General features: G+C 61.9%; 27 protein-coding genes. 26 read left to right on the top strand and 1 reads right to left on the bottom strand.

Going from position 1 to position 25,104, the window contains the following annotated elements; translation table 11 throughout:
* Positions 1-10 precede the first annotated feature (10 nt).
* The 4 genes from yajC (at position 11) to B3361_RS05860 (ending at position 3,855) form a co-directional block, all read left to right on the top strand.
* Positions 11-346, top strand: coding sequence for a preprotein translocase subunit YajC (gene yajC, locus B3361_RS05875; protein WP_154211785.1), 336 nt, complete (start codon positions 11-13; stop codon positions 344-346).
* A 63-nt stretch (positions 347-409) separates the two neighbouring features.
* The gene (gene secD, locus B3361_RS05870; protein WP_029885472.1) at positions 410-2,272 is read left to right on the top strand and encodes a protein translocase subunit SecD; all 1,863 of its coding nucleotides are present in this window, start codon (positions 410-412) and stop codon (positions 2,270-2,272) included.
* A gap of 10 nt (positions 2,273-2,282) precedes the next feature.
* Positions 2,283-3,191 carry a protein translocase subunit SecF gene (gene secF, locus B3361_RS05865; protein ID WP_009682047.1) on the top strand — a complete coding sequence of 303 codons (909 nt, stop codon included), beginning with the start codon at positions 2,283-2,285 and terminating at the stop codon, positions 3,189-3,191.
* A gap of 121 nt (positions 3,192-3,312) precedes the next feature.
* Positions 3,313-3,855, top strand: a complete 543-nt coding sequence (locus tag B3361_RS05860; RefSeq protein WP_033744396.1) for a glycine zipper 2TM domain-containing protein — start codon at positions 3,313-3,315, stop codon at positions 3,853-3,855.
* 216 nt (positions 3,856-4,071) lie between these two features.
* On the opposite strand, the gene suhB is transcribed toward B3361_RS05860, so the two are convergent.
* Positions 4,072-4,890, bottom strand: coding sequence for an inositol-phosphate phosphatase (gene suhB, locus B3361_RS05855; protein ID WP_009682045.1), 819 nt, complete (start codon positions 4,888-4,890; stop codon positions 4,072-4,074).
* 151 nt (positions 4,891-5,041) lie between these two features.
* Here suhB and trmJ point away from each other — a divergent pair, with 151 nt between their 5' ends.
* The 22 genes from trmJ to B3361_RS05745 all read left to right on the top strand — a co-directional run bounded on the left by trmJ (position 5,042) and on the right by B3361_RS05745 (position 24,904).
* A complete protein-coding gene (gene trmJ / locus B3361_RS05850; RefSeq protein WP_054881954.1) occupies positions 5,042-5,797 on the top strand; it encodes a tRNA (cytosine(32)/uridine(32)-2'-O)-methyltransferase TrmJ in 756 nt (251 codons plus the stop codon).
* A 3-nt stretch (positions 5,798-5,800) separates the two neighbouring features.
* Complete coding sequence (gene cysE, locus B3361_RS05845) at positions 5,801-6,586, top strand: serine O-acetyltransferase (RefSeq protein WP_029885475.1); 786 nt, start codon at positions 5,801-5,803, stop codon at positions 6,584-6,586.
* 178 nt (positions 6,587-6,764) lie between these two features.
* Positions 6,765-7,256 (top strand): Fe-S cluster assembly transcriptional regulator IscR, encoded by a 492-nt coding sequence (gene iscR / locus B3361_RS05840; RefSeq protein WP_008092572.1) that lies wholly within the window; start codon positions 6,765-6,767, stop codon positions 7,254-7,256.
* 45 nt (positions 7,257-7,301) lie between these two features.
* On the top strand, positions 7,302-8,516 hold the full coding sequence (locus B3361_RS05835; RefSeq protein WP_009682042.1) for an IscS subfamily cysteine desulfurase: 1,215 nt from the start codon (positions 7,302-7,304) through the stop codon (positions 8,514-8,516).
* Positions 8,517-8,562: 46 nt separating this feature from the next.
* The gene (gene iscU / locus B3361_RS05830; RefSeq protein WP_003248539.1) at positions 8,563-8,949 is read left to right on the top strand and encodes a Fe-S cluster assembly scaffold IscU; all 387 of its coding nucleotides are present in this window, start codon (positions 8,563-8,565) and stop codon (positions 8,947-8,949) included.
* Between the two features lie 28 nt (positions 8,950-8,977).
* Entirely contained in the window at positions 8,978-9,301 is a 324-nt protein-coding gene (gene iscA / locus B3361_RS05825) for an iron-sulfur cluster assembly protein IscA (RefSeq protein WP_003248536.1), read from the top strand.
* 8 nt (positions 9,302-9,309) lie between these two features.
* Positions 9,310-9,831 carry a co-chaperone HscB gene (gene hscB, locus B3361_RS05820; protein WP_029885476.1) on the top strand — a complete coding sequence of 174 codons (522 nt, stop codon included), beginning with the start codon at positions 9,310-9,312 and terminating at the stop codon, positions 9,829-9,831.
* Between the two features lie 42 nt (positions 9,832-9,873).
* A complete protein-coding gene (gene hscA / locus B3361_RS05815) occupies positions 9,874-11,736 on the top strand; it encodes a Fe-S protein assembly chaperone HscA (protein ID WP_054906086.1) in 1,863 nt (620 codons plus the stop codon).
* A 3-nt stretch (positions 11,737-11,739) separates the two neighbouring features.
* Positions 11,740-12,081, top strand: coding sequence for an ISC system 2Fe-2S type ferredoxin (gene fdx / locus B3361_RS05810; RefSeq protein WP_023533300.1), 342 nt, complete (start codon positions 11,740-11,742; stop codon positions 12,079-12,081).
* A gap of 10 nt (positions 12,082-12,091) precedes the next feature.
* Positions 12,092-12,292 (top strand): Fe-S cluster assembly protein IscX, encoded by a 201-nt coding sequence (gene iscX, locus B3361_RS05805; protein ID WP_009682037.1) that lies wholly within the window; start codon positions 12,092-12,094, stop codon positions 12,290-12,292.
* Positions 12,293-12,380: 88 nt separating this feature from the next.
* Positions 12,381-12,806 carry a nucleoside-diphosphate kinase gene (ndk, locus tag B3361_RS05800; RefSeq protein WP_009682036.1) on the top strand — a complete coding sequence of 142 codons (426 nt, stop codon included), beginning with the start codon at positions 12,381-12,383 and terminating at the stop codon, positions 12,804-12,806.
* Positions 12,807-12,834: 28 nt separating this feature from the next.
* Entirely contained in the window at positions 12,835-13,980 is a 1,146-nt protein-coding gene (rlmN, locus tag B3361_RS05795) for a 23S rRNA (adenine(2503)-C(2))-methyltransferase RlmN (protein WP_009682035.1), read from the top strand.
* 14 nt (positions 13,981-13,994) lie between these two features.
* Complete coding sequence (gene pilW / locus B3361_RS05790) at positions 13,995-14,756, top strand: type IV pilus biogenesis/stability protein PilW (RefSeq protein ID WP_029885479.1); 762 nt, start codon at positions 13,995-13,997, stop codon at positions 14,754-14,756.
* Positions 14,753-15,757: a RodZ domain-containing protein gene (locus B3361_RS05785; protein ID WP_009682033.1), complete on the top strand. Its 1,005-nt coding sequence runs from the start codon at positions 14,753-14,755 to the stop codon at positions 15,755-15,757. Before pilW ends, B3361_RS05785 begins: the two co-directional genes overlap by 4 nt.
* Before the next feature lie 3 nt (positions 15,758-15,760).
* Positions 15,761-16,870 carry a flavodoxin-dependent (E)-4-hydroxy-3-methylbut-2-enyl-diphosphate synthase gene (ispG, locus tag B3361_RS05780; protein ID WP_286920133.1) on the top strand — a complete coding sequence of 370 codons (1,110 nt, stop codon included), beginning with the start codon at positions 15,761-15,763 and terminating at the stop codon, positions 16,868-16,870.
* Positions 16,871-16,895: 25 nt separating this feature from the next.
* Positions 16,896-18,185: a histidine--tRNA ligase gene (gene hisS, locus B3361_RS05775; RefSeq protein ID WP_054906165.1), complete on the top strand. Its 1,290-nt coding sequence runs from the start codon at positions 16,896-16,898 to the stop codon at positions 18,183-18,185.
* 38 nt (positions 18,186-18,223) lie between these two features.
* On the top strand, positions 18,224-18,865 hold the full coding sequence (locus tag B3361_RS05770; RefSeq protein ID WP_009682030.1) for a tetratricopeptide repeat protein: 642 nt from the start codon (positions 18,224-18,226) through the stop codon (positions 18,863-18,865).
* Complete coding sequence (gene bamB, locus B3361_RS05765) at positions 18,866-20,008, top strand: outer membrane protein assembly factor BamB (RefSeq protein ID WP_009682029.1); 1,143 nt, start codon at positions 18,866-18,868, stop codon at positions 20,006-20,008.
* A gap of 116 nt (positions 20,009-20,124) precedes the next feature.
* Positions 20,125-21,588 (top strand): ribosome biogenesis GTPase Der, encoded by a 1,464-nt coding sequence (gene der, locus B3361_RS05760; protein WP_029885482.1) that lies wholly within the window; start codon positions 20,125-20,127, stop codon positions 21,586-21,588.
* 311 nt (positions 21,589-21,899) lie between these two features.
* Positions 21,900-22,835, top strand: coding sequence for an RHS repeat-associated core domain-containing protein (locus B3361_RS05755; RefSeq protein WP_225624745.1), 936 nt, complete (start codon positions 21,900-21,902; stop codon positions 22,833-22,835).
* A 141-nt stretch (positions 22,836-22,976) separates the two neighbouring features.
* Entirely contained in the window at positions 22,977-24,125 is a 1,149-nt protein-coding gene (locus tag B3361_RS05750; RefSeq protein ID WP_054906168.1) for a pyridoxal phosphate-dependent aminotransferase, read from the top strand.
* Positions 24,113-24,904 (top strand): amidohydrolase, encoded by a 792-nt coding sequence (locus tag B3361_RS05745; RefSeq protein WP_029885485.1) that lies wholly within the window; start codon positions 24,113-24,115, stop codon positions 24,902-24,904. Before B3361_RS05750 ends, B3361_RS05745 begins: the two co-directional genes overlap by 13 nt.
* Positions 24,905-25,104 lie beyond the last annotated feature (200 nt).

Genomic DNA, 25,104 nt, shown 5'->3' with positions numbered 1-25,104 from the left:
GGAGTGCCCAATGAGCTTCTTGATCCCCGCCGCATACGCGGACGCTGCAGCACCTGCCGCCGGCCCAGCCGGTACCGGCTTCGAGTGGATTTTCCTGGTCGGTTTCCTGGTCATCTTCTACCTCATGATCTGGCGCCCACAGGCCAAGCGTGCCAAAGAGCAGAAGAACCTGCTGATCAACTTGCAAAAAGGTGACGAAGTTGTCACCAACGGCGGTATCGCCGGCAAGATCGTCAAGGTTTCCGATGACTTCGTGGTATTGGAAGTGTCCGACACTGTCGAACTGAAGTTCCAGAAGGGTGCCATTGCTGCGACCCTGCCAAAAGGTACGCTCAAGGCTATCTGAGTTACCGGTTTTATTTTCCAGTCGGGGCGCGCAACGCGCCCCGCGTCTTGAACGGGCGGCGTGATGCTGAACAAATACCCTCTGTGGAAATATGCACTGATCGTGCTGGTACTGGTGGTCGGTTTCATTTATTCCGCACCCAACCTTTACCCGGACGACCCGGCGGTGCAGATCAGTGGTGCCAGCTCGGCGCTGCAGGTGAACCAGGCCGACCTCGACCGCGTCAGCAAGGCGTTGGTCGATGCCAAGATCCCAGTCAAGGGCACCAGCCTGGGCGAGAAGGGCAGCGGGCTGATCCGCCTGACCAACCAGGAAGACCAGCTGCCGGCCAAGGATGTGGTGCGCAAGGCGCTGGGCGATGATTACGTCGTGGCCCTGAACCTGGCCCAGACGACTCCGCAATGGCTGCGCAACCTGGGTGCAAGCCCGATGAAGCTGGGCCTGGACCTGTCCGGTGGTGTGCACTTCCTGCTGGAAGTGGACATGGACAAGGCCATGAGCGCCCGCATGAAAGTCTACGAAGGCGAGGTCAAGACCTTGCTGCGTAAAGAGCGTGTGCGCTACCGCAGCCTGCCTCAGCAGGATGGTGGCATCATGCTGGGCTTTGCTGACGATGCAACCCGCGAACAGGCGCGAGCCCTGATCCGCAAGAATTTCAATGATTTCGACCTGACCACCACCGAGCGCAACGACCTTGCGGTGCTGCGCCTGGCGCTGACCCAGGCGAAGGTCGCCGAAATCCGCGAATACTCGATCAAGCAGAACCTCACCACCGTGCGCAACCGCGTCAACGAGCTGGGCGTGGCCGAGCCGCTGGTACAGCGTCAGGGCGCCAACCGCATCGTGGTCGAGTTGCCGGGTGTGCAGGACACTGCCGAAGCCAAACGTATCCTGGGTAAAACCGCCAACCTCGAGTTCCGTTTCGGTGCCGAACCGGGTGCGTCCAAGGCCACTACCGAGGTGTTCGAGTTCCGCGAAGGCGGCCGGTCCGCTGCGGTCGAGCGCGGGCTGATCATTACCGGTGACCAGGTTACCGACGCCCAGGCAAGCTTCGATGAACACGGCCGCCCACAGGTGAACATTCGCCTGGATGGCCACGGTGGCGAGCTGATGAGCCGCGCTACCCGCAGCAACGTTGGCCGCAGCATGGCGGTGATCTTCATTGAGCAGAAGCCGGTTACCCGCTACGTCAAGCAAACCGTCGACGGCGTCGAGAAAGACGTGGCCGTGCAAAGCTTCGTCGAAGAAAAGAAAATCATCAGCCTGGCCACCATCCAGTCGCCGCTGGGTAGCCAGTTCCGCATCACCGGCCTGAACGGCCAGGGCGAATCGTCCGAGCTGGCGCTGTTGCTGCGTGCCGGTGGTCTGGCTGCACCGATGTACTTCGCAGAAGAACGTACCATTGGCCCAAGCCTGGGTGCCGACAACATCACCAAAGGTATCGATGCATCGCTGTGGGGCATGCTGTTCGTCTCGCTGTTCATCATCGCCATCTACCGTGGTTTTGGCGTGATCGCCACCATCGCCCTGGCGGGCAACATGGTGCTGCTGCTGGCACTGATGTCGCTGCTGGGGGCCACCCTGACCCTGCCGGGCATTGCCGGTATCGTGTTGACCATGGGTATGGCGGTAGACGCCAACGTGCTGATCTTCTCGCGCATACGCGAAGAGCTGAAGGCCGGCATGTCGGTGCAGCGCGCCATCCACGAAGGTTTCAACCGCGCCTATACCGCGATCATCGACGCCAACCTGACCAGCCTGCTGGTCGGCGGCATCCTGTTCGCCATGGGTACCGGCCCGGTCAAGGGCTTTGCGGTCACCATGTCCCTCGGGATTTTCACCTCGATGTTCACCGCCGTCATGGTGACCCGCGCAATGGTCAACCTGACCTGTGGCGGGCGTGACATCAAGAAGCTGTGGGTTTGAGGGAGCTGCGATGAAAACCATCAACTTCATGGGCGTGCGCAATGTCGCGTTCGCCATTACCGTGCTCCTCACCGTGCTGGCGCTGTTCAGCTGGTGGCAGAAAGGCCTGAACTTCGGCCTGGACTTCACCGGTGGTACGCTGATCGAGCTGACCTACGAGCGCCCGGCAGACCTCAAGGCGGTACGCGCCGAGCTGGTCGACTCCGGTTTCCACGAGGCCGTGGTGCAAAGCTTTGGTGCTACCACCGACCTGTTGGTGCGTATGCCGGGTGATGACCCGCAACTGGGCAACAAGGTAGCTGCCGCACTGCAGAAGGCGGGCGGCGACAACCCGGCCACGCTCAAGCGCGTCGAGTTCGTTGGCCCGCAGGTGGGTGAAGAGCTGCGCGACCAGGGTGGCATGGGCATGCTGCTGGCGCTGGGCGGCATCCTCATCTACCTGGCCTTCCGCTTCCAGTGGAAGTTCGCGGTGGGGGCGATCATCTCGCTGATTCACGACGTGGTGGTCACACTGGGTATCCTGTCGTTCTTCCAGATCACCTTCGACCTGACGGTGTTGGCGGCAGTGCTGGCGATCATTGGCTACTCGCTGAACGACACCATCGTCGTGTTCGACCGGGTGCGGGAAAACTTCCGCGTCATGCGCAAGGCTTCGTTGATCGAGAACATCAACGTGTCCACCACCCAGACCTTGCTGCGTACCATCGCCACCTCGGTTTCGACCTTGCTGGCCATCGCGGCGCTGTTGTTCTTTGGCGGTGACAACCTGTTCGGCTTCTCGCTGGCCTTGTTCATCGGGGTGATGGCAGGTACCTACTCGTCGATCTATATCGCCAACGTGGTATTGATCTGGCTGAACCTGAACAGTGAAGACCTGATCCCGCCGACCAAGGCAGAAGGCGTGGACGATCGTCCGTAGCGGCTAGCCCAACACCGCCTGGCGGTGCAAAAGGCGCGAGTATTGAACTCGCGCCTTTTTTTTTGCTCCAAGGCTGGGAGAAGCGCGGGTTGCGACCCGCTGTTACGATCAGGAGGTTGACGTGAATAAATCAATGCTGGTGGGTGCGGTACTGGGTGCTGTCGGTGTGACTGCCGGAGGTGCTGTCGCGACCTACAGCTTGGTCAACAAGGGGCCTGAATATGCCCAGGTCACCGACGTGCAGCCGATCAAGCAACAGGTGAAAACCCCGCGTGAAGTGTGCAAGGACGTTGCCGTAACGCGCCAGGCGCCGGTCAAGGACCAGCACCAGATCGCCGGTACCGTGGTAGGCGCCCTGGCGGGCGGCTTGCTCGGCAACCAGATCGGTGGCGGCACAGGCAAGAAGATCGCCACCGTTGCCGGTGCGGTCGGTGGTGGTTATGCCGGCAACAAGGTGCAGGAAGGCATGCAGCAGCGTGACACCTACACCACCACGCAAACCCGCTGCAATACGGTCAATGACATCAGTGAAAAGGTGGTGGGGTACAACGTGAAGTACACCCTGGGTGATCAGGTAGGGCAGGTGAAGATGGACCGCGAGCCAGGGTCGACCATTCCGGTGGACAAGAATGGCAAGCTGATCCTGAGCGAGGCCGGGCAGTAAGTCTGAATGTGGTCCGCTCTTTTATGTGGGGCGGCCTTGCGTCGCGAAAGGGGCGCGGAGCGGCCCCAGGGTCTGTGACCCATCAGAGAGTGTCGGGGCTGCTTTGCAGCCCTTTCGCGACACAAGGCCGCTCCCACAAAATGCGGATTGTGGACGGCTTCGGCAGGCACAAAAAAGCACCCCGAGGGGTGCTTTTTGTTTGCCAGCAATCCGCGCTTAGCGCTTCAGGCTTTCTGGCAGGTGTGGCTGGATAGCGGTCAGCACGGCCTTGAAGCACTTGATGTTGCCCGCAACGATGTGGCCTTTGTCGAGGAAGTCGTGGCCACCGTTGAAGTCGCTCACCAGGCCACCGGCTTCCTGGATCAGCAGCACGCCGGCGGCCATGTCCCACTCGGACAGCCCCGATTCCCAGAAGGCGTCGAAGCGGCCGGCAGCAACGTAGGCCAGGTCCAGGCTGGCAGCGCCGGCGCGGCGGATGCCGGCAGTCTGGCCGGTCAAGGCGCGGAACATGCCCAGGTAGTTGTCGAGGTCGGCCATCTGGCTGTCGCGGAACGGGAAGCCGGTACCCAGCAGGGCGCCTTCCAGGCTGGTGCGCGAGCTGACACGCAGGCGGCGGCCATTGAGTTGGGCGCCACGGCCACGGCTGGCGGTGAATTCTTCCTGGCGAACCGGGTCGACGATCACGGCGTGCTCAAGGCGGCCACGGTATTTGCAGGCAATGCTGACAGCGAAGTGCGGGATGCCACGCAGGAAATTGGTGGTGCCGTCCAGCGGGTCGATGATCCACAGGTAATCCTTGCCCTCTTCACCGGTGCCGGCGTGCAGGCCGGTTTCTTCACCCTGGATGGAGTGGTTCGGGTAGGCCTTGCGCAGGGCGTTGACGATGGTCTGCTCGGCGGCGCGATCGACTTCGGAAACGTAGTCCTTGGCCTCTTTCTCATCGACCTTGATGCTATCCAGGCGTTCGATGGAGCGGAAAATCAGTTCACTGGCGCTGCGAGCGGCGCGCAGGGCGATATTCAGCATAGGCTGCATGGGCGGGTCACCTGGAGATGTTAAAGAAGAAAGCCGATCATTCTAGCAGAAAACTGTGGCGGCAGAAGGGGCACATTTGCTTTCGTGGCGTTACGTCTGTCGGTTCTGTAAGATCCAAGCCCCTGATTCCTGCATCTGTGAGCACAACACCTTGCTGCAAAATATTCGTGTTGTTCTGGTCAATACCAGCCACCCCGGCAACATCGGCGGCGCTGCGCGTGCCATGAAAAACATGGGCTTGTCGCGTCTGGTGCTGGTGCAGCCGAAAGAGTTCCCCGCCGTGGATGCCAGTGCCCGCGCCTCTGGTGCCGACGACGTGCTGGGCAATGCCCAGGTGGTCGACAGCCTCGAACAGGCCCTGGTCGGCTGCAACCTGGTGATGGGCACCAGCGCCCGCGAGCGCAGCATTCCCTGGCCGTTGATCGGCCCGCGTGAATGTGGCGAAAAGGCGGTGGTGCATGCCAATGGTGGCGAAGAAATCGCCCTGGTGTTCGGGCGCGAACACGCCGGCCTGACCAACGAAGAACTGCAGCGATGTCACTTCCACGTGCACATTCCCTCCAACCCCGACTTTAGCTCGCTGAACCTGGCTGCCGCCGTGCAAGTGCTCGCCTATGAGGTGCGCATGGCCTGGTTGGCCGCCGGTGTGGCACCGGCCCAGGTCGAGAAGGTGGATGCCAGCGAGCTGGCGACCATGGACGAAATGGAGCTGTTCTACGACCACCTGGAGAAAACCCTGGTGGGCATCGGCTTCCTCGACCCTGCAAAGCCCAAGCACCTGATGCCGCGCTTGCGCCGGCTGTACGGGCGGGTGGCGGTCGAGCGTTCGGAGATGAGCATTTTGCGCGGCATCCTCACCGAGACCCAGAAAGTGGTCCGGGGCGAGCCGCATAAACGGAAGGACTGAAAGATGTTTGAACGCCTGCGTGAAGATATTCAAAGCGTATTCCACCGTGACCCGGCTGCGCGCAATGCCTTCGAGGTGCTCACCTGCTACCCGGGCATGCATGCCATCTGGCTGCATCGAATGGGTAATGCCTTGTGGCGGCGCGACTTCAAGTGGCTGGCGCGCCTGGTCTCGAACTTCGGCCGCTGGCTCACCGGTATCGAGATTCACCCGGGTGCCACCATCGGCCGGCGTTTCTTCATCGACCACGGCATGGGCATCGTCATCGGCGAAACCGCCGAAATCGGCGATGACGTCACCCTGTACCAGGGCGTTACGCTGGGCGGCACCAGCTGGAACAAGGGCAAGCGCCACCCCACCCTGGAAAACGGCGTGGTGGTAGGGGCGGGGGCCAAGGTGCTGGGCCCGTTCACCGTGGGTGCGGGGGCCAAGATCGGCTCCAATGCGGTGGTGACCAAGGCGGTCCCGGCCGGTGCCACGGCAGTGGGTATCCCCGGGCGCATCATCGTCAAGCGCGAAGACAGCGAAGTGGAGGCCAAGCGCAAGGCGATGGCCGAGAAGATCGGCTTCGACGCCTACGGTGTGAGTGGCGACATGCCTGACCCGGTGGCGCGCGCCATTGGCCAGATGCTCGACCACCTGCAGGCCGTCGACGAGCGGCTGGAGGGTATGTGCGGCGCGTTGACGAAAATGGGCAGTGACTACTGCGCCAAAGAGCTGCCGGCCCTGCCTGAAGATGACTTCACCGAAGCGGCCCAGGCCGTCAGGCGCGACACTCAGCCGCATTGATTGCGCCGCGGCGCACCGAGGTAGACATACGGGGCGTGTGCTCACGCCCCTCGTCTGCTACAATCGCGCCGCCTCCCAGATGCAAACCCGACTAAAGCAGTAGGTCTAATAGTTGACTTAAATGCTCGGGAATCGCATACTTGCACACATCCCGAAACTCCCGTGGTACCCAATAGCCATGCGACTGACTACCAAAGGCCGATACGCCGTGACTGCCATGCTCGACCTGGCGTTGCACGCGCAGCATGGGCCGGTGTCTTTGGCCGATATTTCCGAGCGCCAGGGCATTTCCCTCTCTTATCTGGAGCAGCTGTTCGCCAAGCTGCGCCGTAGCAGCCTGGTTTCCAGTGTGCGCGGCCCAGGTGGCGGCTATCAGCTGTCGCGCGGTATGGAAACCATCCAGGTGGCACAGGTCATCGACGCGGTCAACGAATCGGTCGATGCCACCCGTTGCCAGGGCCTCGGGGACTGCCATGCCGGTGATACCTGCCTGACCCACCACCTGTGGTGCGACCTCAGCCAGCAGATCCATGAATTCCTCAGCGGCATCAGCCTGGCCGACCTTGTCATGCGCCGTGAGGTGCAGGAAGTCGCCCAGCGCCAGGACTTGCGTCGTGTCGCAGGCCGAACCGCCCAGCTGGACAAGATTGAGACGTCTGCCGTCGATTGACCCTTAGCCACGACGAGCGACGCCACCGCCTGATAGGAGAGACAAATGAAGTTGCCGATCTACCTCGATTACTCCGCGACCACGCCGGTTGACCCACGCGTCGCCCAGAAAATGGCCGAATGCCTGCTGGTTGACGGAAACTTCGGTAACCCGGCTTCGCGCTCCCACGTGTTCGGCTGGAAGGCCGAAGAAGCGGTCGAGAACGGCCGTCGCCAGGTTGCCGAGCTGATCAACGCCGACCCGCGCGAGATCGTCTGGACCAGCGGTGCCACCGAGTCCGACAACCTCGCCCTCAAAGGCGTGGCGCACTTCTATCAGACCAAGGGCAAGCACATCATCACCTCCAAGATCGAGCACAAGGCGGTACTGGATACCGCTCGCCAGCTGGAGCGTGAAGGTTTCGAAGTCACCTACCTGGAGCCAGGCGAAGACGGTATCGTCACCCCGGCCATGGTCGAGGCCGTGCTGCGTGACGACACTATCCTGGTGTCGCTGATGCACGTGAACAACGAAGTCGGCTCGATCAACGACATCGCCGCCATCGGTGAGCTGACCCGTGCGCGTGGCGTGCTGTTCCATGTCGATGCCGCCCAGTCGGCCGGCAAGGTGGAAATCGACGTGCAGAAGCTGAAGGTCGACCTGATGTCGTTCTCGGCGCACAAAGCCTACGGCCCGAAAGGCATCGGCGCGCTGTACGTCAGCCGCAAGCCGCGTGTGCGTCTGGAAGCCATCATCCACGGTGGTGGTCATGAGCGCGGCATGCGTTCGGGCACCCTGCCGACCCACCAGATCGTCGGCATGGGCGAAGCATTCGCCATCGCCAAGCAGGAAATGGCCGCCGAAAACGTACGCATCAAGGCCCTGAGCGACCGCTTCTTCAAGCAGGTCTCCAGCCTTGAAGAGCTGTACGTCAACGGTAGCCAGACTGCCCGCGTACCGCACAACCTGAACCTGAGCTTCAACTACGTCGAAGGCGAATCGCTGCTGATGTCACTGAAGGACATCGCCGTATCGTCCGGTTCGGCGTGCACCTCCGCGTCGCTCGAGCCGTCGTACGTACTGCGCGCTCTGGGCCGCAACGACGAGCTGGCGCACAGCTCGATCCGCTTCTCCTTCGGCCGCTTCACCACCGAAGAAGAAGTCGACTACGCCGCGCAGAAAGTCTGCGAGGCCGTCAACAAACTGCGTGAACTGTCGCCGCTGTGGGATATGTACAAAGACGGCGTTGACATCTCCAAGATCGAGTGGGCCGCCCACTAAGCAGTCGCCGGCAAGAGCGGCTCCCTGATGAGGAAGGAATTGCACCATGGCATACAGTGAAAAGGTCATCGACCACTACGAAAACCCACGCAACGTCGGCAAGATGAATGCCGAAGACCCGGATGTCGGTACCGGCATGGTCGGCGCCCCTGCGTGTGGCGACGTGATGCGTCTGCAAATCAAGGTCAACGAGCAGGGCGTGATCGAAGACGCCAAGTTCAAGACCTACGGTTGCGGTTCGGCCATCGCTTCCAGCTCCCTCGCTACCGAGTGGATGAAGGGCAAGACCCTGGACGAAGCCGAAACCATCAAGAACACCCAGCTGGCAGAAGAACTGGCGTTGCCGCCGGTCAAGATCCACTGCTCGGTACTCGCCGAAGATGCCATCAAGGCAGCTGTGCGCGATTACAAGCAGAAGAAAGGCTTGATTTAAGCCGCCTGTTGCGAGGTAAGGAGTCCTGATGGCTATCAGCATGACAGAAGCCGCCGCCAACCACATTCGCCGCTCCCTCGATGGGCGCGGCAAAGGTGAGGGCATTCGCCTGGGCGTGCGCACCACCGGTTGCTCGGGCCTGGCCTACGTGCTGGAGTTCGTTGACGAACTGGCCGACGAAGACCAGGTGTTCGAAAACCACGGCGTCAAGGTGATCATCGATCCCAAGAGCCTGGTGTACCTCGACGGTACCGAGCTGGACTTCGTCAAGGAAGGGTTGAACGAAGGCTTCAAGTTCAACAACCCCAACGTGCGCGGTGAGTGTGGCTGCGGCGAAAGCTTCAACGTTTGAGGCCGGCTGTGGGTACTCCTTGTCACTACGCATTGTTTGACCTCCAGCCAAGCTTCCGCCTGGATCTCGACAAGCTGGCCACTCGCTACCGCGAGCTGGCCCGCGAAGTCCATCCCGACCGTTTTGCCGACGCCTCCGAGCGGGAGCAGCGGGTCGCGCTGGAAAAGTCCGCAGCCCTCAACGACGCCTACCAGACGCTGCGCAGTGCGCCGCGTCGTGCCCGCTATCTGCTGGCCATCAGCGGTCACGAAGTGCCCCAGGAAGTCACGGTCCACGACCCGGACTTTTTGTTGCAGCAGATGCAGTGGCGCGAAGAGCTGGAAGAGCTGCAGGACGAAGCCGACCTGGACGGCGTAGCGGCATTCAAGAAGCGCTTGAAGGCCGCCCAGGACTCGCTGAACGAGGATTTCGCTGCCTGCTGGGACGTTCCCGGCGAGCGCGACAAGGCTGAGCGCCTGATGCGCCGCATGCAGTTCCTCGACAAGCTCGCCCAAGAAGTGCGCCAACTGGAAGAGCGCCTCGACGATTAACCCGGTGTCGCCCGTGATGGCACCTAAGGTACTCAGATAAGCATGGCCCTACTGCAGATTGCCGAACCCGGTCAAACCCCTCAACCGCACCAGCGTCGCCTGGCGGTGGGCATTGACCTGGGTACCACCAACTCCATGGTCGCCGCATTGCGCAGCGGCCGCAGCGAGCCCCTGCCCGATGCGCAGGGTAACGTCATTCTGCCGTCCGCGGTACGCTACCTCGACGGGCGTATCGAGGTGGGGCAGGCCGCGCGTGAGGCCGCTTCCAGCGACCCGCTGAACACCGTGCTGTCGGTCAAGCGCCTGATGGGGCGCGGCGTTGCCGACGTCAAGCAGTTGGGCGAGCAACTGCCTTACCGCTTTGTTGGCGGTGAGTCGCACATGCCGTTCATCGATACCGTGCAGGGCCCGAAAAGCCCGGTGGAAGTGTCCGCCGACATCCTCAAGGTGCTGCGTGAGCGGGCCGAAGCGACCCTGGGTGGCGAGCTGGTAGGCGCGGTGATCACCGTGCCAGCCTATTTCGACGACGCTCAGCGCCAGGCGACCAAAGACGCTGCACGCCTGGCAGGCCTGAACGTGCTGCGCCTGCTCAATGAGCCGACCGCCGCTGCCGTTGCCTACGGCCTGGACCAGAACGCCGAAGGCGTGGTGGCCATCTATGATCTGGGCGGCGGTACCTTTGACATTTCCATCCTGCGCCTGACTGCCGGTGTGTTCGAAGTGCTGGCCACCGGCGGCGATACCGCCCTGGGCGGCGACGATTTCGACCATGCCATCGCCGGCTGGATCATCGAGCAGGCCGGTCTTTCCTCCGACCTGGACCCGGCCACCCAGCGCGCACTGCTGCAGACTGCCTGCGCTGCCAAAGAGGCCCTGACTGACGCCGACGTGGTCACTGTCAGCCATGGTGCCTGGCAAGGTGAGCTGAGCCGTGTTGCCTTCGACGCCATGATCGAGCCGATGATCGCCCGCAGCCTCAAGGCTTGCCGCCGCGCGGTGCGCGACAGCGGCGTTGAAATGGACGAAGTCAGCGCCGTGGTCATGGTCGGTGGCTCGACCCGCGTGCCGCGTGTGCGCGATGCGGTGGGTGCGCTGTTTGGCCGTACGCCGCTGACCTCGATCGACCCGGACCAGGTGGTGGCCATCGGCGCCGCGATTCAGGCCAATACCCTGGCCGGCAACCGCCGCGAAGGTGGCGAACTGCTGCTGCTCGATGTCATTCCGCTGTCGCTTGGCCTCGAAACCATGGGCGGGCTGATGGAGAAGGTGATCCCGCGCAACACCACCATTCCGGTGGCGCGTGCCCAGGAGTTCACTACTTACAAAGACGGCCAGACGGCCATGATGATCCACGTGCTGCAAGGCGAGCGTGAGCTGATCAGCGACTGCCGCTCGCTGGCGCGTTTCGAGCTGCGTGGCATTCCGGCCATGGTCGCCGGCTCGGCAAAAATCCGCGTCACCTTCCAGGTGGATGCCGACGGCCTGCTCAGCGTTGCCGCGCGCGAGCTGGGTTCGGGCGTGGAAGCCAGCATCCAGGTCAAGCCGTCCTACGGCCTGACCGACGGCGAAATCGCCCGCATGCTGAAGGACTCGTTCGAACACGCCGGCTCCGACAAGGATGCCCGCCAGTTGCGCGAGCACCAGGTGGACGCCGAGCGCCTGCTCGAAGCGGTACAGGGCGCCCTGGACGCCGATGGCGAACGCTTGCTCAGCAGTGACGAGCGCGACGCCATCGAATTCCAGATGCAAGAACTACGTGATTTGCTGGCGGGCACCGATGGCGCAGCCATCGAGCAACAGACCAAGCGTCTGTCGCAGGTGACCGACGCATTTGCCGCCCGTCGCCTTGATTCGACGGTCAAAGCCGCACTGGCCGGGCGCAACCTGAATGAGATCGAGGAGTAATCGATGCCGCTGGTAACCTTCCTGCCGCATGAGAAGTTCTGCCCTGAAGGCCTGACCGTGGATGTGCCAGCCGGGACCAACATCCTGGAGCTGGCCCACGACCATCACATCGAGATGGAAAGCGCCTGTGGCGGGGTAAAGGCTTGCACCACCTGCCACTGTATTGTTCGCAAAGGTTTCGATTCGCTCGAAGAAGCCGATGAGCTGGAAGAGGACATGCTGGACAAGGCCTGGGGCCTGGAGGCGCAGTCGCGCCTGGGTTGCCAGGTGGTGGTCGCCGACCAGGACCTGACCATCGAGATCCCCAAGTATTCGCTGAACCACGCTGCCGAAGCACCGCACTGAGGGCCTGTACATGAGTCTGAAATGGGTTGATGTACTTGAAATCGCCATCCAGCTTGCAGAAAGCAAGCCGGAAGTCGATCCTAAATATGTGAATTTCGTCGACCTGCACCGCTGGGTGCTGGCATTGCCAGAGTTCAGCGACGATCCGTCACGCGGCGGTGAGAAAGTGCTTGAGGCAATCCAGGCCGCCTGGATTGACGAAGCCGACTAAGCGTTGCGTGCAGGTTAGGCAATCCCCTCGAACCCGCGTATAATTCGCGGGTTTAATTTTTCGTAACACTCATATTCTGGAGTTTTCCATGGCTGTTCAACGTACTTTCTCGATCATCAAGCCTGACGCCGTTGCCAAAAACGTCATCGGCAAGATCACCACCCGTTTCGAAGAAGCCGGCCTGAAAATCGTTGCCTCGAAAATCAAGCAACTGTCCAAAGCCGAAGCCGAAGGCTTCTACGCTGAGCACAGCGAGCGCGGCTTCTTCGGTGACCTGGTTGCCTTCATGACTTCCGGTCCGGTAGTTGTTCAGGTCCTGGAAGGTGAAAACGCCATCGCCAAGAACCGTGAGCTGATGGGCGCTACCAACCCTAAAGAAGCTGCTCCTGGCACCATCCGCGCCGACTTCGCCGAGTCCATCGACGCCAACGCCGTTCACGGTTCGGACTCCGAAGCTGCTGCTGCTCGCGAAATCGCTTACTTCTTCGCTGCTACCGAGGTAACCACTCGCTAAGCGAAAGCTTACGGGTGAGGGTGAATCCATGACGACATCTACTGGCAAAATCAACCTGTTGGGCCTGACCCAGCCGGAAATGGAACAATTCTTCGACTCTATCGGGGAGAAGCGCTTCCGCGCCGGCCAGGTGATGAAATGGATTCACCATTTTGGCGTGTCCGATTTTGCGGCCATGACCAATGTTGGCAAGGCCTTGCGCGAGAAGCTCGAGGCCGTTGCCGAGATTCGCCCCCCGGAAGTGGTCAGTGAAGACATTTCCGCCGACGGCACCCGCAAGTGGGTGATCCGCGTTGCCTCCGGCAGCTGCGTCGAAACCGTCTACATTCCTACCGACGACCGCGGCACCCTGTGCGTATCGTCGCAAGCCGGCTGTGCCCTGGACTGCAGCTTCTGCTCCACCGGCAAGCAAGGCTTCAACAGCAACCTCACCGCCGCCGAAGTGATCGGCCAGGTGTGGCTTGCCAACAAATCCTTCGGGACCGTCCCTGCCAAAATCGACCGCGCCATTACCAACGTGGTGATGATGGGCATGGGCGAGCCTCTGCTGAACTTCGACAACGTCATCGCCGCCATGAAAATCATGATGGATGACCTGGGCTACGGCATTTCCAAGCGTCGCGTCACCTTGTCCACCTCGGGCGTGGTGCCAATGATCGACGAACTGGCCAAGCACATCGACGTGTCGCTGGCACTGTCGCTGCACGCCCCTAACGACGAACTGCGCAACAAGCTGGTGCCGATCAACAAGAAGTACCCGCTGAAAATGCTGCTGGAATCGTGCATGGGCTACATGGCCACCCTGGGCGGCAAGCGCGTGCTGACCATCGAGTACACCCTGCTCAAGGACGTCAACGACCAGCCAGAGCATGCCGCGCAAATGATCGAGCTGCTGCGCGACGTGCCGTGCAAGATCAACCTGATCCCGTTCAACCCGTTCCCGCATTCGGGCTATGAGCGGCCTAGCAACAATGCCATTCGTCGTTTCCAGGACCTGCTGCACCACGGTGGTTTCAACGTCACCACCCGTACTACCCGTGGCGACGACATCGACGCTGCCTGCGGTCAGTTGGTGGGGCAGGTCAACGACCGCACGCGCCGCAGTGAGCGCTATATTGCTGTGCGCCAACTGTCTGCGGATGTCGAGCTGCAAGACAGCGCCGCCAGCCACTGACCGGGACCTTGCCCATGAGCCTGCGCGCCGCGCTGTCGATCCTTGCGCTTTCGCTGCTGGCCGGCTGCGTGTCGGGCGGCGCGAGCGACCCGCTGGGCAGCCGCCAGGGCAGGGCCGAAGCGGGGCGTGCCTACGTGCAGCTTGGGCTGGGTTATTTGCAACAGGGTTTGACCGAACAGGCCAAGGCGCCACTGGGCAAGGCCCTGGCCCTGGACAGCAGCGATGCCGATGCGCACGCGGCCCTGGCGCTGGTGTTCCAGGCCGAAGGTGAGCCGGCACTGGCCGAAACACACTTTCGCAAGGCCCTGCAAAGCAGCGGCGGCAATACTCGAATTCGCAACAACTACGGCAGTTTCCTTTATGCTCAGGGGCGATTTGCCGAGGCCGAGCAGATGTTTCGCCTGGCCAGTGCCGATACCCTGTATCCTGAGCGCTCGCGCGTATACGAGAACCTTGGCCTGACTGCCTTGAGGCTCGAACGCCGCGACCAGGCACAGGCATATCTGGTGAAAGCATTGCAGCTCAACCAGCGGCAACCCAGGGCGTTGCTGGAAATGGCTGAGTTGTCCTACGAAAACAGGCATTATGTGCCGGCCCGGGACTACTACGATCGTTTCAGCGAGCTGAGCGCGCACGATGCCCGTAGCCTGCTGCTGGGCAGCCGCCTTGCCAGGGTGTTCGACGAGCAGGGCGCACTGGCCGAAACGGGCCAGCAATTACAACGACTTTATCCCGGTACGCCGGAATATCAGCAATACCTGTCGGAGCAACGATGAACGCCGCGCATCCCGAAGTAGCAGTAGCGCCTGGCCAGAACCCCGGTGAGCTTTTGCGCCTGGCCCGTGAGAAACGGGACTGGTCGCAAGCCGAGGTGGCCCGCAAGCTAAACCTCACTGTCAGTTCGCTGAACCACGTGGAAACCGGTGCCTTCGACAAGCTGCCCGGGCATACGTTTGCCCGTGGCTACATACGTGCCTACGCCAAGCTGCTGGACCTGGACCAGGCTGCGCTGGTCGATGCCTTCGACCGCTACACCGGTACCCATGCCAAGGGCAGCGACGTGCATTCGCTGGGCCGCATCGAAGAGCCGACGCGCCTGTCGCACAACATCCTGCGCGGCGTCAGCCTGCTGTTGCTGCTCGCCGTGGTCGGTGGCGGTTTCGTCTGGTGGCAGGACCAGGGCAGCCTGCGCGGCAAGGACCTGGCCAAGATGGCCCTGGAGCATGTCGAAGTCGAAAGCGCCGACGGCACCACCCAGATCCACCCGCTCGATGAGCCTGAAGACCAGGCCGTTACCGCCGGCCAGCAGGCTGAGACCGCACCGCTGCCGTTGGCGCAAGGCACGGGCGAACAACCCGCTGCAGCTGGCGAGCAGCCGGCGGCCGGTACAGCCACAGAGCCAGCCGCTGGGGCGGCAACTGCCCAGCAGGCGCCCGTGCAGGCAGCCGCCAGCACCCCGGCGGCCACAGCGGCGCCTGTAGCTCCCGTTACGGCCGCGCCGGCCGCAGCCAGTGAGCCTGCGCCAGTGCCGGCCGGTAGCGGCAAGGTCGCCATTCAGTTCACCGCCGATTGCTGGACCCAGGTTTCCGACGGCAACGGCAAGGTGCTGTTCAGCGCCATCAAGCGCAAAGGGGACAACCTCGAACTGACCGGCAAGCCGCCGTTCGCGGTACGCCTGGGCTTCGCCCGGGGCGCCCAGGTCAGCTACAACGGCCAGGCCGTCGATGTTGCCCCGTTCACCAGTGGCGAGACTGCTCGCCTGAAGTTGGGACAGTAAGTCATGCACGGCGAATCTCCGATCAAACGTCGCGAATCCCGCAAAATCTGGGTCGGCAATGTGCCGGTGGGTGGTGATGCCCCCATCGCGGTGCAGAGCATGACCAACACCGACACCAACGATGTGGCCGCCACCGTGGCGCAAATCCAGCGCCTGGTCGATGCCGGCGTGGACATCGTGCGGGTATCGGTGCCAGACATGGACGCTGCCGAAGCCTTCGGCAAGATCAAGCAACAGGTGAGCGTGCCGCTGGTAGCCGATATCCACTTCGACTACAAGATCGCCCTGCGGGTTGCCGAGCTGGGCGTCGATTGCCTGCGTATCAACCCAGGCAACATCGGCCGCGAAGACCGTGTGCGCGCAGTGGTGGACGCCGCCCGCGACCGCGGCATCCCGATCCGCATCGGTGTCAACGCCGGTTCGGTGGAAAAAGACCTGCAGAAGAAGTACGGCGAGCCTACCCCGGCCGCGCTGGTCGAGTCGGCCCTGCGCCATGTCGAGCACCTCGACCGCCTGGACTTCCAGGACTTCAAGGTCAGCGTCAAGGCCTCCGACGTGTTCATGGCCGTGGAGGCCTACCGCCTGTTGGCCAGGCAGATCGTGCAGCCGCTGCACCTGGGCATCACCGAAGCCGGTGGCCTGCGTTCAGGCACGGTGAAATCCGCCGTCGGCCTCGGTATGCTGCTGGCCGAAGGCATTGGCGATACCATTCGCATCTCGCTGGCCGCCGACCCGGTCGAAGAAGTGAAGGTCGGCTACGACATCCTCAAGTCGCTGCACCTGCGCTCGCGCGGCATCAACTTCATCGCCTGCCCGAGCTGCTCGCGGCAGAACTTCGATGTGGTCAAGACCATGAACGAGCTGGAAGGGCGCCTGGAAGACCTGCTGGTACCGCTGGACGTGGCAGTGATCGGTTGCGTGGTCAACGGCCCGGGTGAAGCCAAGGAAGCCCATGTCGGCCTGACTGGCGGCACGCCGAACCTGATCTACATCGACGGCAAGCCGGCGCAGAAACTCACCAACGACAACCTGGTCGATGAGCTGGAAAAACTCATCCGCCAGAAAGCGGCCGAAAAGGCCGAAGCCGACGCGGCGCTGATCGTCCGTGGCTGACACACAGAATTCGTAAGGACTTTTCGTGAGCAAATCGCTGCAAGCCATCCGTGGCATGAACGACATCCTGCCAGAACAGTCGCCGCTGTGGCGCTACTTCGAAGGCACTGTCGCCGGCCTGCTGGACACCTACGGGTACAGCCAGATCCGCACGCCGATCGTCGAGTTCACTGAGCTGTTCAAGCGCTCGATCGGCGAAGTGACCGATATCGTCGAAAAAGAGATGTACACCTTCGAGGACCGCAACGGCGACTCGCTGACCTTGCGCCCTGAAGGCACCGCCGCCTGCGTGCGTGCCGTGCTCGAGCACGGCATCACCGGTAACGGCCAGGTGCAGAAACTGTGGTACATCGGCCAGATGTTCCGCCACGAACGCCCGCAGAAGGGCCGTTACCGCCAGTTCCACCAGATTGGCGTGGAAGTGTTCAACCTCGACGGCCCGGACATCGACGCCGAGCTGATCATGCTGACCTGGCGCCTGTGGGGCCTGCTGGGCATTCAGGACGCGGTCAAGCTCGAACTCAACAGCCTCGGCACCAGCGAGGCCCGCGCCCGCTACCGTGATGCGCTGGTCGAGTTCCTGTCCGCACGCCTGGAGCAACTGGATGAAGACAGCCAGCGCCGCCTGAAAAGCAACCCGCTGCGCATCCTCGACAGCAAGGACCAGAACACCCAGGCGGTGCTGGTTGGGGCGCCAAAGCTGGAAGACTATCTGGACGAACCGTCGCGCGTGCACTTCGAGGGCCTCAAGGCTCGCCTGGAGGCCACCGGCATTCCGTTCGTGATCAACACCAAGCTGGTGCGTGGCCTGGACTACTACAGCAAGACCGTGTTCGAGTGGGTGACCGACAAGCTTGGCGCCCAGGGCACCGTGTGTGCCGGTGGCCGCTACGACGGCCTGGTCGAGCAGATGGGCGGCAAACCGACCACCGGCGTTGGTTTCGCCATGGGTATCGAGCGTCTGATCCTGCTGCTGGAAACCCTGGGCAAGGTGCCGGAGTCCATCAGCCGTACTGTCGACGTCTACCTGTGTGCCTTTGGCGAGCAGGCCGAGCTGGCCGGGCTGCGCCTTTCCGAAGGTTTGCGCGACCGTTTGCCGGGCTTGCGCCTGGCCGTCAACGCCGGCGGCGGCAGTTTCAAGAGCCAGTTCAAGAAAGCCGATAAAAGCGGTGCGCTGTTCGCCCTGATCCTCGGTGAGGACGAACTGGCCAAGCAAGTCATCGGCTTGAAGCCACTGCGTGGCCAGGGCGAGCAAAAGAACATTGCCTGGGATGCTCTTGCCGAGCACCTGGAAACCGCGATCGCGCAGGCGTAACGCGGTTCAACAACGAATAGGCGAAAAGGAGTATTGGGGTGTCGAGTACTGATGATGATGACCTGGCAGGGGTCAAGGACTGGTGGAACCGCAATGGCAAGCCGCTGCTGACCGGCGCATTGCTGGCAGGTGTGGTGGTGCTGGGCTGGAATACCTGGCACAAGTACCAGAACAACCAGTCGCAAGGGGCCTCGCAGTTGTACCAGGCCCTGCTCGAAACCAGCCTGACGCCAAGCGGTCAGCCCGACGCCACCAAGGTCGCGGAACTGGCCGGCAAGCTCAAGAGCGAGTTTGGCGGCACGGCCTATGCCCAGTACGGTAGCCTGTTCGTGGCCAAGGTCGCGGTCGAGAGCGGCAAGCTCGACGACGCCGCCGCCGAGCTCAAAGGTGTGCTGGACAAGCCTGCCGATGCCACCCTGGGCGAAATCTCGCGCCAGCGCCTGGCTCGCGTGCTGGCTGCCCAGAACAAGGCCGAAGATGCCCTGAAGCTGCTTGATGGTGATGCCGACAAGGCGTTCCTGGCCAGCCGTGAAGAGTTGAAGGGTGACCTGCTGGTGCAACTGGGTCGCGCCAGCGACGCGCACAGCGCTTACGAGAAAGCCAAGGCTGCGTTGTCCGATGACGCCGCAGTCGGTGGCCTGCAATTGAAGCTGGATGACCTGGCTAAAGGGGACGCGTAAGTGATCGGTTGGAAACATGCAGCAGTGCTGACCCTGGCCGTACTGGCCGCAGGTTGCAGCAGCAACAGCAAGAAGGAACTGCCCCCGGCCGAGCTGACCAAGTTCACCGAGGAAGTGGTGCTGAAGAAGCAGTGGAGCCGTTCGATCGGTGACGGCCAGGGTGAAACCTACAACACCCTGGTACCGGCCATCGAGAACGACCGCATCTACGCCTCCGACGTTCACGGTGACGTCTATGCCCTCGATCGCATCACCGGCGACGTGGTCTGGAACAAGGACCTGGAGCTGCCGGTTTCCGGCGCAGTGGGCGTGGGTTACGGCCTGGTCATGCTCGGCACCCTCAAGGGTGAAGTCATTGCCCTGGATTCCAGCACCGGTGAAGAACGCTGGCGCTCCCGCGTGACCAGCGAAGTGCTGGCCCCGCCTGCCAACAACGGTGACGTGGTCGTGGTGCAGACCCAGGACGACCGCCTGATCGGCCTGGACGCCGCTACCGGCGACCGCCGCTGGATCTACGAAAACACCCCGGCAGTACTGACCCTGCGTGGCACCGGTGCGCCGATCGTCACCAACCGCCTGGCCATTGCCGGCCTGTCGACCGGCAAGGTCGTGGCGGTGGACATCAACAACGGCGTGCCGGTGTGGGAAAGCCGCGTGGCGATTCCCCAGGGCCGTTCCGAGCTGGAGCGCGTGGTCGACATCGATGGCGGCCTGCTGCTGTCTGGTCAAACCCTGTATGTCAGCACTTACCAGGGCCGCGTAGCGGGCCTGGACCTGGAAAGCGGCCGTGTGCTGTGGCAGCGTGATGCCTCCAGCTACGTGGGTGTCGCCCAGGGCTTCGGTAACGTTTACGTCAGCGAAGCTTCAGGCACTGTCGAAAGTGTCGACGAGCGCACTTCCAGCGCCCTGTGGTCCAACGACAGCATGGCCCGTCGCCAGCTCTCTGCGCCGGAAGTGTATTCCAGCTACGTGGCCGTGGGCGACTTCGAAGGTTACCTGCACCTGCTGAGCCAGGTCGATGGTCGCTTCGTGGGCCGTGAGCGTATCGACAGCGATGGCCTGCGCGCCCGCCCACTTGTGGTCGGTGACACCATCTATGTCTTCGGCAACAGCGGCAAGCTCGAGGCACTGACCATCCGCTGAAGCTATGCTTGAAGCCTTGGCGGGCTTCAAGCCGCGGCGCAGGAAGCGCCGCCCGTACTCCGGCCGCTGCCTTGCAGCGGCCTTTGCATTTTCAAGAATTCGAGAGTGGAGAGCCGATGGTTCCCGTAATTGCCCTGGTGGGCCGCCCGAACGTCGGCAAATCCACCATGTTCAACCGCCTGACCAAGACCCGCGATGCCATCGTCGGCGACCTGTCGGGCCTGACCCGTGACCGCCAGTATGGTGATGCCAGCTGGCAGGGTCGTTCCTTCATCCTGATCGACACCGGCGGTATCACCGGTGACGAAGTGGGCATGGACGAGAAAATGGCCGAGCAGTCGCTCATGGCCATTGAGGAGGCCGACTACGTCCTGTTCCTGGTCGATGCGCGCGCCGGCATGACCGCCGCCGACCAGATGATTGCCGAGCACCTGCGCAAGCGCAACAAAGAGGCGATTCTGGTCGCCAACAAAATCGACAACATCGACGCCGACGTGGCCCGCGCCGAGTTCTCGCCGCTGGGCATGGGCAACGCCATTCCGGTAGCCGGTTCCCAGGGCCGCGGTATCAACGCGCTGATGGAAGCCGTGCTCGGCCACCTGCCGCGCGACCAGGTCGAGGAAGCCCTGGACGCCGACGTCGCCGAAGGCGAAGAGGCGGTGCGCATTCCCGGCCCGAGCGAAAAGGATGGCATCAAGATCGCCATCATCGGCCGCCCGAACGTCGGCAAGTCGACCCTGGTCAACCGCATGCTCGGTGAAGAGCGTGTGGTGGTGTACGACCAGCCGGGCACCACCCGCGACAGTATCTATATTCCGTTCGAGCGCGATGGCGAGAAGTACACGTTCATCGACACTGCTGGCGTGCGCAAGCGTGGCAAGATCCACGAGGAAGTCGAAAAGTTCTCGGTGGTGAAGACGCTGCAGGCGATCAAGGACGCCAACGTGGTGATCTTCGTCATGGACGCCCGCGAAGGTGTGGTCGACCACGACTTGAACCTGCTGGGCTTTGCCCTGGACGCCGGGCGCGCGATCGTCATTGCCCTGAACAAGTGGGACGGCATGCAGCCGGGCGAGCGTGACTACGTCAAGACCGAGCTGGAGCGCCGGCTGTTCTTCGTCGACTTCGCCGACATCCACTTCATTTCCGCCTTGCATGGCACGGGCGTGGGCAACCTGTACAAGTCGGTGCAGGCTGCCTTCAAGTCGGCGGTCACCCGCTGGCCGACCAGCCGCCTGACGCAAATCCTCGAAGATGCGGTGAGCGAGCACCAGCCGCCGCTGGTCAACGGTCGTCGCATCAAGCTGCGCTATGCCCACCTCGGCGGGGCCAACCCGCCGCTGATCGTGATCCACGGCAACCAGACCGAGAAGATTCCCAAGTCGTACTCGCGCTACCTGGAAAACACCTACCGCCGTGTGCTGAAGCTGGTCGGCACGCCGATCCGCATCGAATACAAGGGCGGTGAGAACCCGTACGAGGGCAAGAAGAACACCCTCACAGACCGCCAGGTCAACAAGAAGCGCCGGCTGATGTCGCACCACAAGAAGGCCGAGAAGAAGCGCCGCGACAAGCGCTGAATGCGCGTCGACTGCTTCGCGGGCTCGCCCGCTCCCATAGGTACAGCGCTGGCTTCAAGGAGTGCTATCTGTGTGGAGCAGGTTGACCCGCGAAGACGCATTTTGGTCCAGCGCAATACCTTTACCGTTTCAAACTTCCCCTCCCCAAAAAATCCGCTACGCACATCCGTTGTCTGTGCTGCATGTGTATGAGCGTGTGCGTCATCCCTCTTTGCAGTATGAAAGACCTGTCATTTCTACCAGTTTCCCTTTACGGTTTGGCGTGGGATCTTAGCTCGCAAACCATCCCGTTAATGCTGGAGATCGTCAAGATGGCAGCGAAATTCTTCTATCAAGATAATACGCTAGTCAATGTTATAGCGAGTGAGCGTGCCTCGCGCTATGTACGCACTAAAGAAGTGATCTTGTCCGATCGGTCTGGTGACGTTTTTCCAGCATCATTGCTCGCTTGCGAACTCGGCGGCACGGTGGGCGGGGCTGTGAGTCAACATAGGTTATCGGAGTTCCGGTACGCACCTTACGGTCTGAGGTCTGAAACCTTGTCTGAGGTGACTCAGTTGGGTTTCAATGGAGAGTATTGCCTTCCGGGGGTAGCGCTATACTTATTAGGTAATGGTTATCGTGCCTATAATCCTGGCACGATGCGGTTCGTTTCACCAGATAGTATTTCACCCTTTCACGTTCTCAATGCTTATAGCTACTGCAGGAATGACCCGATCAATAATGCAGATCCTAGCGGGCATCGTCCTGAGACGCGTGCGGCCAGGTTGAGAGCGGCAAGTCAGTTCCTCGACGGAAAGTCTGGAATAATAGCGTCGTGGGCTGCTACCGTGAGAATGCTTGGCAAGCAGACGTTACTGGAGGATGCACGGGATACTAAGAGGCGTGCCCTAGAAGGGATGCAGCTTGCTTATGCAGAATCGGGCGATAAAATAAAATGGTTGTCGAAAAAGCTGAGAAAACGGGATTACAATGATAGCGTTGATATGGTTAGGGAGATGCTGGATAAATTCGTAGATGGTTATGAGTGGCACTTGAAGGCAGTTAATCGAGAGTTCAATTCTAAGGTCAAGTTGTGGGCAGAAAATGAGGCGAATATCAATGATATTGTCCAACAAGCTAGATTGACGCGTAGTAACCTTAACCTTGATCAGGAGGCTAATGGGAGTAATGGGAGTAATGGGAGTAATGGGAGTAATAAGAAGACGAACTGGCTTCGGCGCCTCACTAACCGTATTCGAAGGTGAAATCGGCGAATAGGCCTGCTCTACACAGCTCGCCTTTTGATCCAGCGCATCCCCTCATGGTTTCAACCTTTTTCCTGACCGCTCGATCCGCTATGCTCGGATTCCACCCCGTGCCGGATACACCCCAGGAAAGAGGGCTTCATGATCCGCAGCAAACTGCCGAATGTCGGCACGACCATCTTCACCACCATGTCCCAGCTCGCCGTGCAAACTGGCGCGTTGAACCTGTCGCAGGGGTTTCCCGATTTCAATGGCCCACAGGCACTGCTCGATGCAGTAGGCCGGCATGTGGCCGCCGGGCATAACCAGTACTTGCCGATGACCGGCCTGCCGGCGCTGCGCCAGCAAGTGGCGGCCAAGGTGGAGCGCTTGTACGGGGCGAAGGTGGATGCCGACCAGGAAGTGACCATCACCCCGGGCGCCACCGAGGCCATCTTCTGCGCCATCCAGGCGGTGGTGCATGCCGGTGACGAGGTGATCGTCTTCGATCCGTGCTACGACAGCTACGAGCCTTCGGTGGAACTGGCCGGTGGCCGTTGCGTGCATGTGCAATTGAGCGATGGCGACTTCCGTATCGACTGGCAGAAGTTCAGCGATGCCCTGAGCCCGCGCACGCGCATGGTCATCCTCAATTCACCCCACAACCCCAGCGGCGCCCTGATCACCCGCGAAGACCTCGACCAGCTGGCGCAGCTGATCGCCGACCGGGATATCTACCTGGTCAGCGACGAGGTCTACGAGCACCTGGTCTACGATGGGGTACGCCACGCCAGCGTGCTGGCCCATGCGCAGCTGTACCCGCGCGCCTTCGTGGTCAGTTCGTTCGGCAAGACCTACCACGTCACCGGCTGGAAGACCGGTTACATGATCGCCCCGCCGGCGCTGAGCGCCGAACTGCGAAAGGTGCACCAGTACGTCAACTTTTGCGGCGTCACCCCGCTGCAGTGCGCGTTGGCCGACTTCATGGCCGAGCACCCGGAGCACATCGATGAGTTACCGGCCTTTTACCAGGCCAAGCGCGACCTGTTCTGTGGCTTGCTGGAGGGTTCGCGATTGCGCTTTACCCGCACGGCGGGCACTTATTTCCAGCTGGTTGATTATTCGCAGATACGCCCGGACCTGAATGATGTCGACATGGCGCTGTGGCTGACCCGTGAGCACGGCGTGGCGACCATTCCGGTGTCGGTGTTCTACCAGCAACCCATCCCCGAGCAACGCCTGGTGCGCCTGTGCTTTGCCAAACGAGAGGAGACGCTGCGCCAGGCAGCGGAGAAACTATGCGCGATCTGAGCACATTGCCGAACCTGAAAATCGCCCTGGTGCAGACTACCCTTGCCTGGCATGACCGCGAGGCCAATTACGCGCACTTCGAGGTACTGCTTGAGCAGGCCGGTGAAGTGGACCTGGTGATCCTGCCAGAGATGTTTACCACGGGGTTTTCCATGCAATCGGAAAGCCTGTGCGAGCCTGAGAATGGCCCCACCTACAAATGGCTCAAGGCGCAGGCGAAAAAGTACAACGCGGTGATTACCGGAAGCGTGATCGTGCAGGCGGCCGATGGCAGCCACCGCAACCGGCTGCTGTGGGCGCGCCCGGATGGCGAGATTCTGCACTACGACAAGCGCCATCTGTTCCGCATGGCGGGCGAGCACAAGCATTACACCCCGGGCGAGCGCCAGGTGCAGTTCGAGCTCAAGGGCTGGCGGATTCGCCCGCTGATCTGCTACGACCTGCGCTTCCCGGTATGGAGCCGCGACGCCCAGGACACCGACCTGCTGCTGTACACCGCCAACTGGCCGGCCGCTCGCCGCCAGCACTGGAACCGCCTGTTGCCGGCGCGGGGCATCGAGAACCTGTGCTATGTGGCCGCGGTGAACCGGGTGGGTACGGACGGCAAGGGCTTTGCCTATTCAGGTGACAGCCAGGTGCTGGACTTCCAGGGTGAGAGCCTGCTGAGTGCCGGCGAGGCGGACGGGGTGTTTACCGTGGTGCTGAGTGCGGCGGAACTGGCGGCGTACCGCACCAAGTTCCCAGCCAACCTGGATGCCGATACCTTCGAGCTGCATTGATTGCAAGACCGGCCCTATCGCCGGCGAGCCAGCTCCCACCTGTGGGAGATTCTATGGTTCCTGGCAAGGGTAGCCGGAGCATCTTCAGCGCCTGTGAGATCGAGCGCCGCCCGCGCGGCGCAATCGCGAGCTGCGCTCGCTCCTACGTTTGTTTCGGGCCAGTAACGCCTGTGACAGGCGCGCGCGGCCGCCTTGTTTGT

The sequence above is a fragment of the Pseudomonas sp. UBA6699 genome (genome assembly GCF_002454615.1).
GTDB lineage: Bacteria > Pseudomonadota > Gammaproteobacteria > Pseudomonadales > Pseudomonadaceae > Aquipseudomonas > Aquipseudomonas juntendi.
Note: the sequence above shows the minus strand (reverse complement) of the source record. Positions and strands in the feature narration are given on the sequence as shown.

Bases quoted from the DNA above. Each gene is read 5' to 3' on its own strand.
- yajC (WP_154211785.1), top strand. From the start codon at position 11: ATGAGCTTCTTGATCCCCGCCGCATACGCGGACGCTGCAGCACCTGCC.
- secD (WP_029885472.1), top strand. From the start codon at position 410: ATGCTGAACAAATACCCTCTGTGGAAATATGCACTGATCGTGCTGGTA.
- secF (WP_009682047.1), top strand. From the start codon at position 2,283: ATGAAAACCATCAACTTCATGGGCGTGCGCAATGTCGCGTTCGCCATT.
- suhB (WP_009682045.1), bottom strand. From the start codon at position 4,890: ATGCAGCCTATGCTGAATATCGCCCTGCGCGCCGCTCGCAGCGCCAGT.
- cysE (WP_029885475.1), top strand. From the start codon at position 5,801: ATGTTTGAACGCCTGCGTGAAGATATTCAAAGCGTATTCCACCGTGAC.
- iscR (WP_008092572.1), top strand. From the start codon at position 6,765: ATGCGACTGACTACCAAAGGCCGATACGCCGTGACTGCCATGCTCGAC.
- B3361_RS05835 (WP_009682042.1), top strand. From the start codon at position 7,302: ATGAAGTTGCCGATCTACCTCGATTACTCCGCGACCACGCCGGTTGAC.
- iscU (WP_003248539.1), top strand. From the start codon at position 8,563: ATGGCATACAGTGAAAAGGTCATCGACCACTACGAAAACCCACGCAAC.
- iscA (WP_003248536.1), top strand. From the start codon at position 8,978: ATGGCTATCAGCATGACAGAAGCCGCCGCCAACCACATTCGCCGCTCC.
- hscA (WP_054906086.1), top strand. From the start codon at position 9,874: ATGGCCCTACTGCAGATTGCCGAACCCGGTCAAACCCCTCAACCGCAC.
- fdx (WP_023533300.1), top strand. From the start codon at position 11,740: ATGCCGCTGGTAACCTTCCTGCCGCATGAGAAGTTCTGCCCTGAAGGC.
- iscX (WP_009682037.1), top strand. From the start codon at position 12,092: ATGAGTCTGAAATGGGTTGATGTACTTGAAATCGCCATCCAGCTTGCA.
- ndk (WP_009682036.1), top strand. From the start codon at position 12,381: ATGGCTGTTCAACGTACTTTCTCGATCATCAAGCCTGACGCCGTTGCC.
- rlmN (WP_009682035.1), top strand. From the start codon at position 12,835: ATGACGACATCTACTGGCAAAATCAACCTGTTGGGCCTGACCCAGCCG.
- pilW (WP_029885479.1), top strand. From the start codon at position 13,995: ATGAGCCTGCGCGCCGCGCTGTCGATCCTTGCGCTTTCGCTGCTGGCC.
- B3361_RS05785 (WP_009682033.1), top strand. From the start codon at position 14,753: ATGAACGCCGCGCATCCCGAAGTAGCAGTAGCGCCTGGCCAGAACCCC.
- ispG (WP_286920133.1), top strand. From the start codon at position 15,761: ATGCACGGCGAATCTCCGATCAAACGTCGCGAATCCCGCAAAATCTGG.
- der (WP_029885482.1), top strand. From the start codon at position 20,125: ATGGTTCCCGTAATTGCCCTGGTGGGCCGCCCGAACGTCGGCAAATCC.
- B3361_RS05755 (WP_225624745.1), top strand. From the start codon at position 21,900: ATGGCAGCGAAATTCTTCTATCAAGATAATACGCTAGTCAATGTTATA.
- B3361_RS05750 (WP_054906168.1), top strand. From the start codon at position 22,977: ATGATCCGCAGCAAACTGCCGAATGTCGGCACGACCATCTTCACCACC.
- B3361_RS05745 (WP_029885485.1), top strand. From the start codon at position 24,113: ATGCGCGATCTGAGCACATTGCCGAACCTGAAAATCGCCCTGGTGCAG.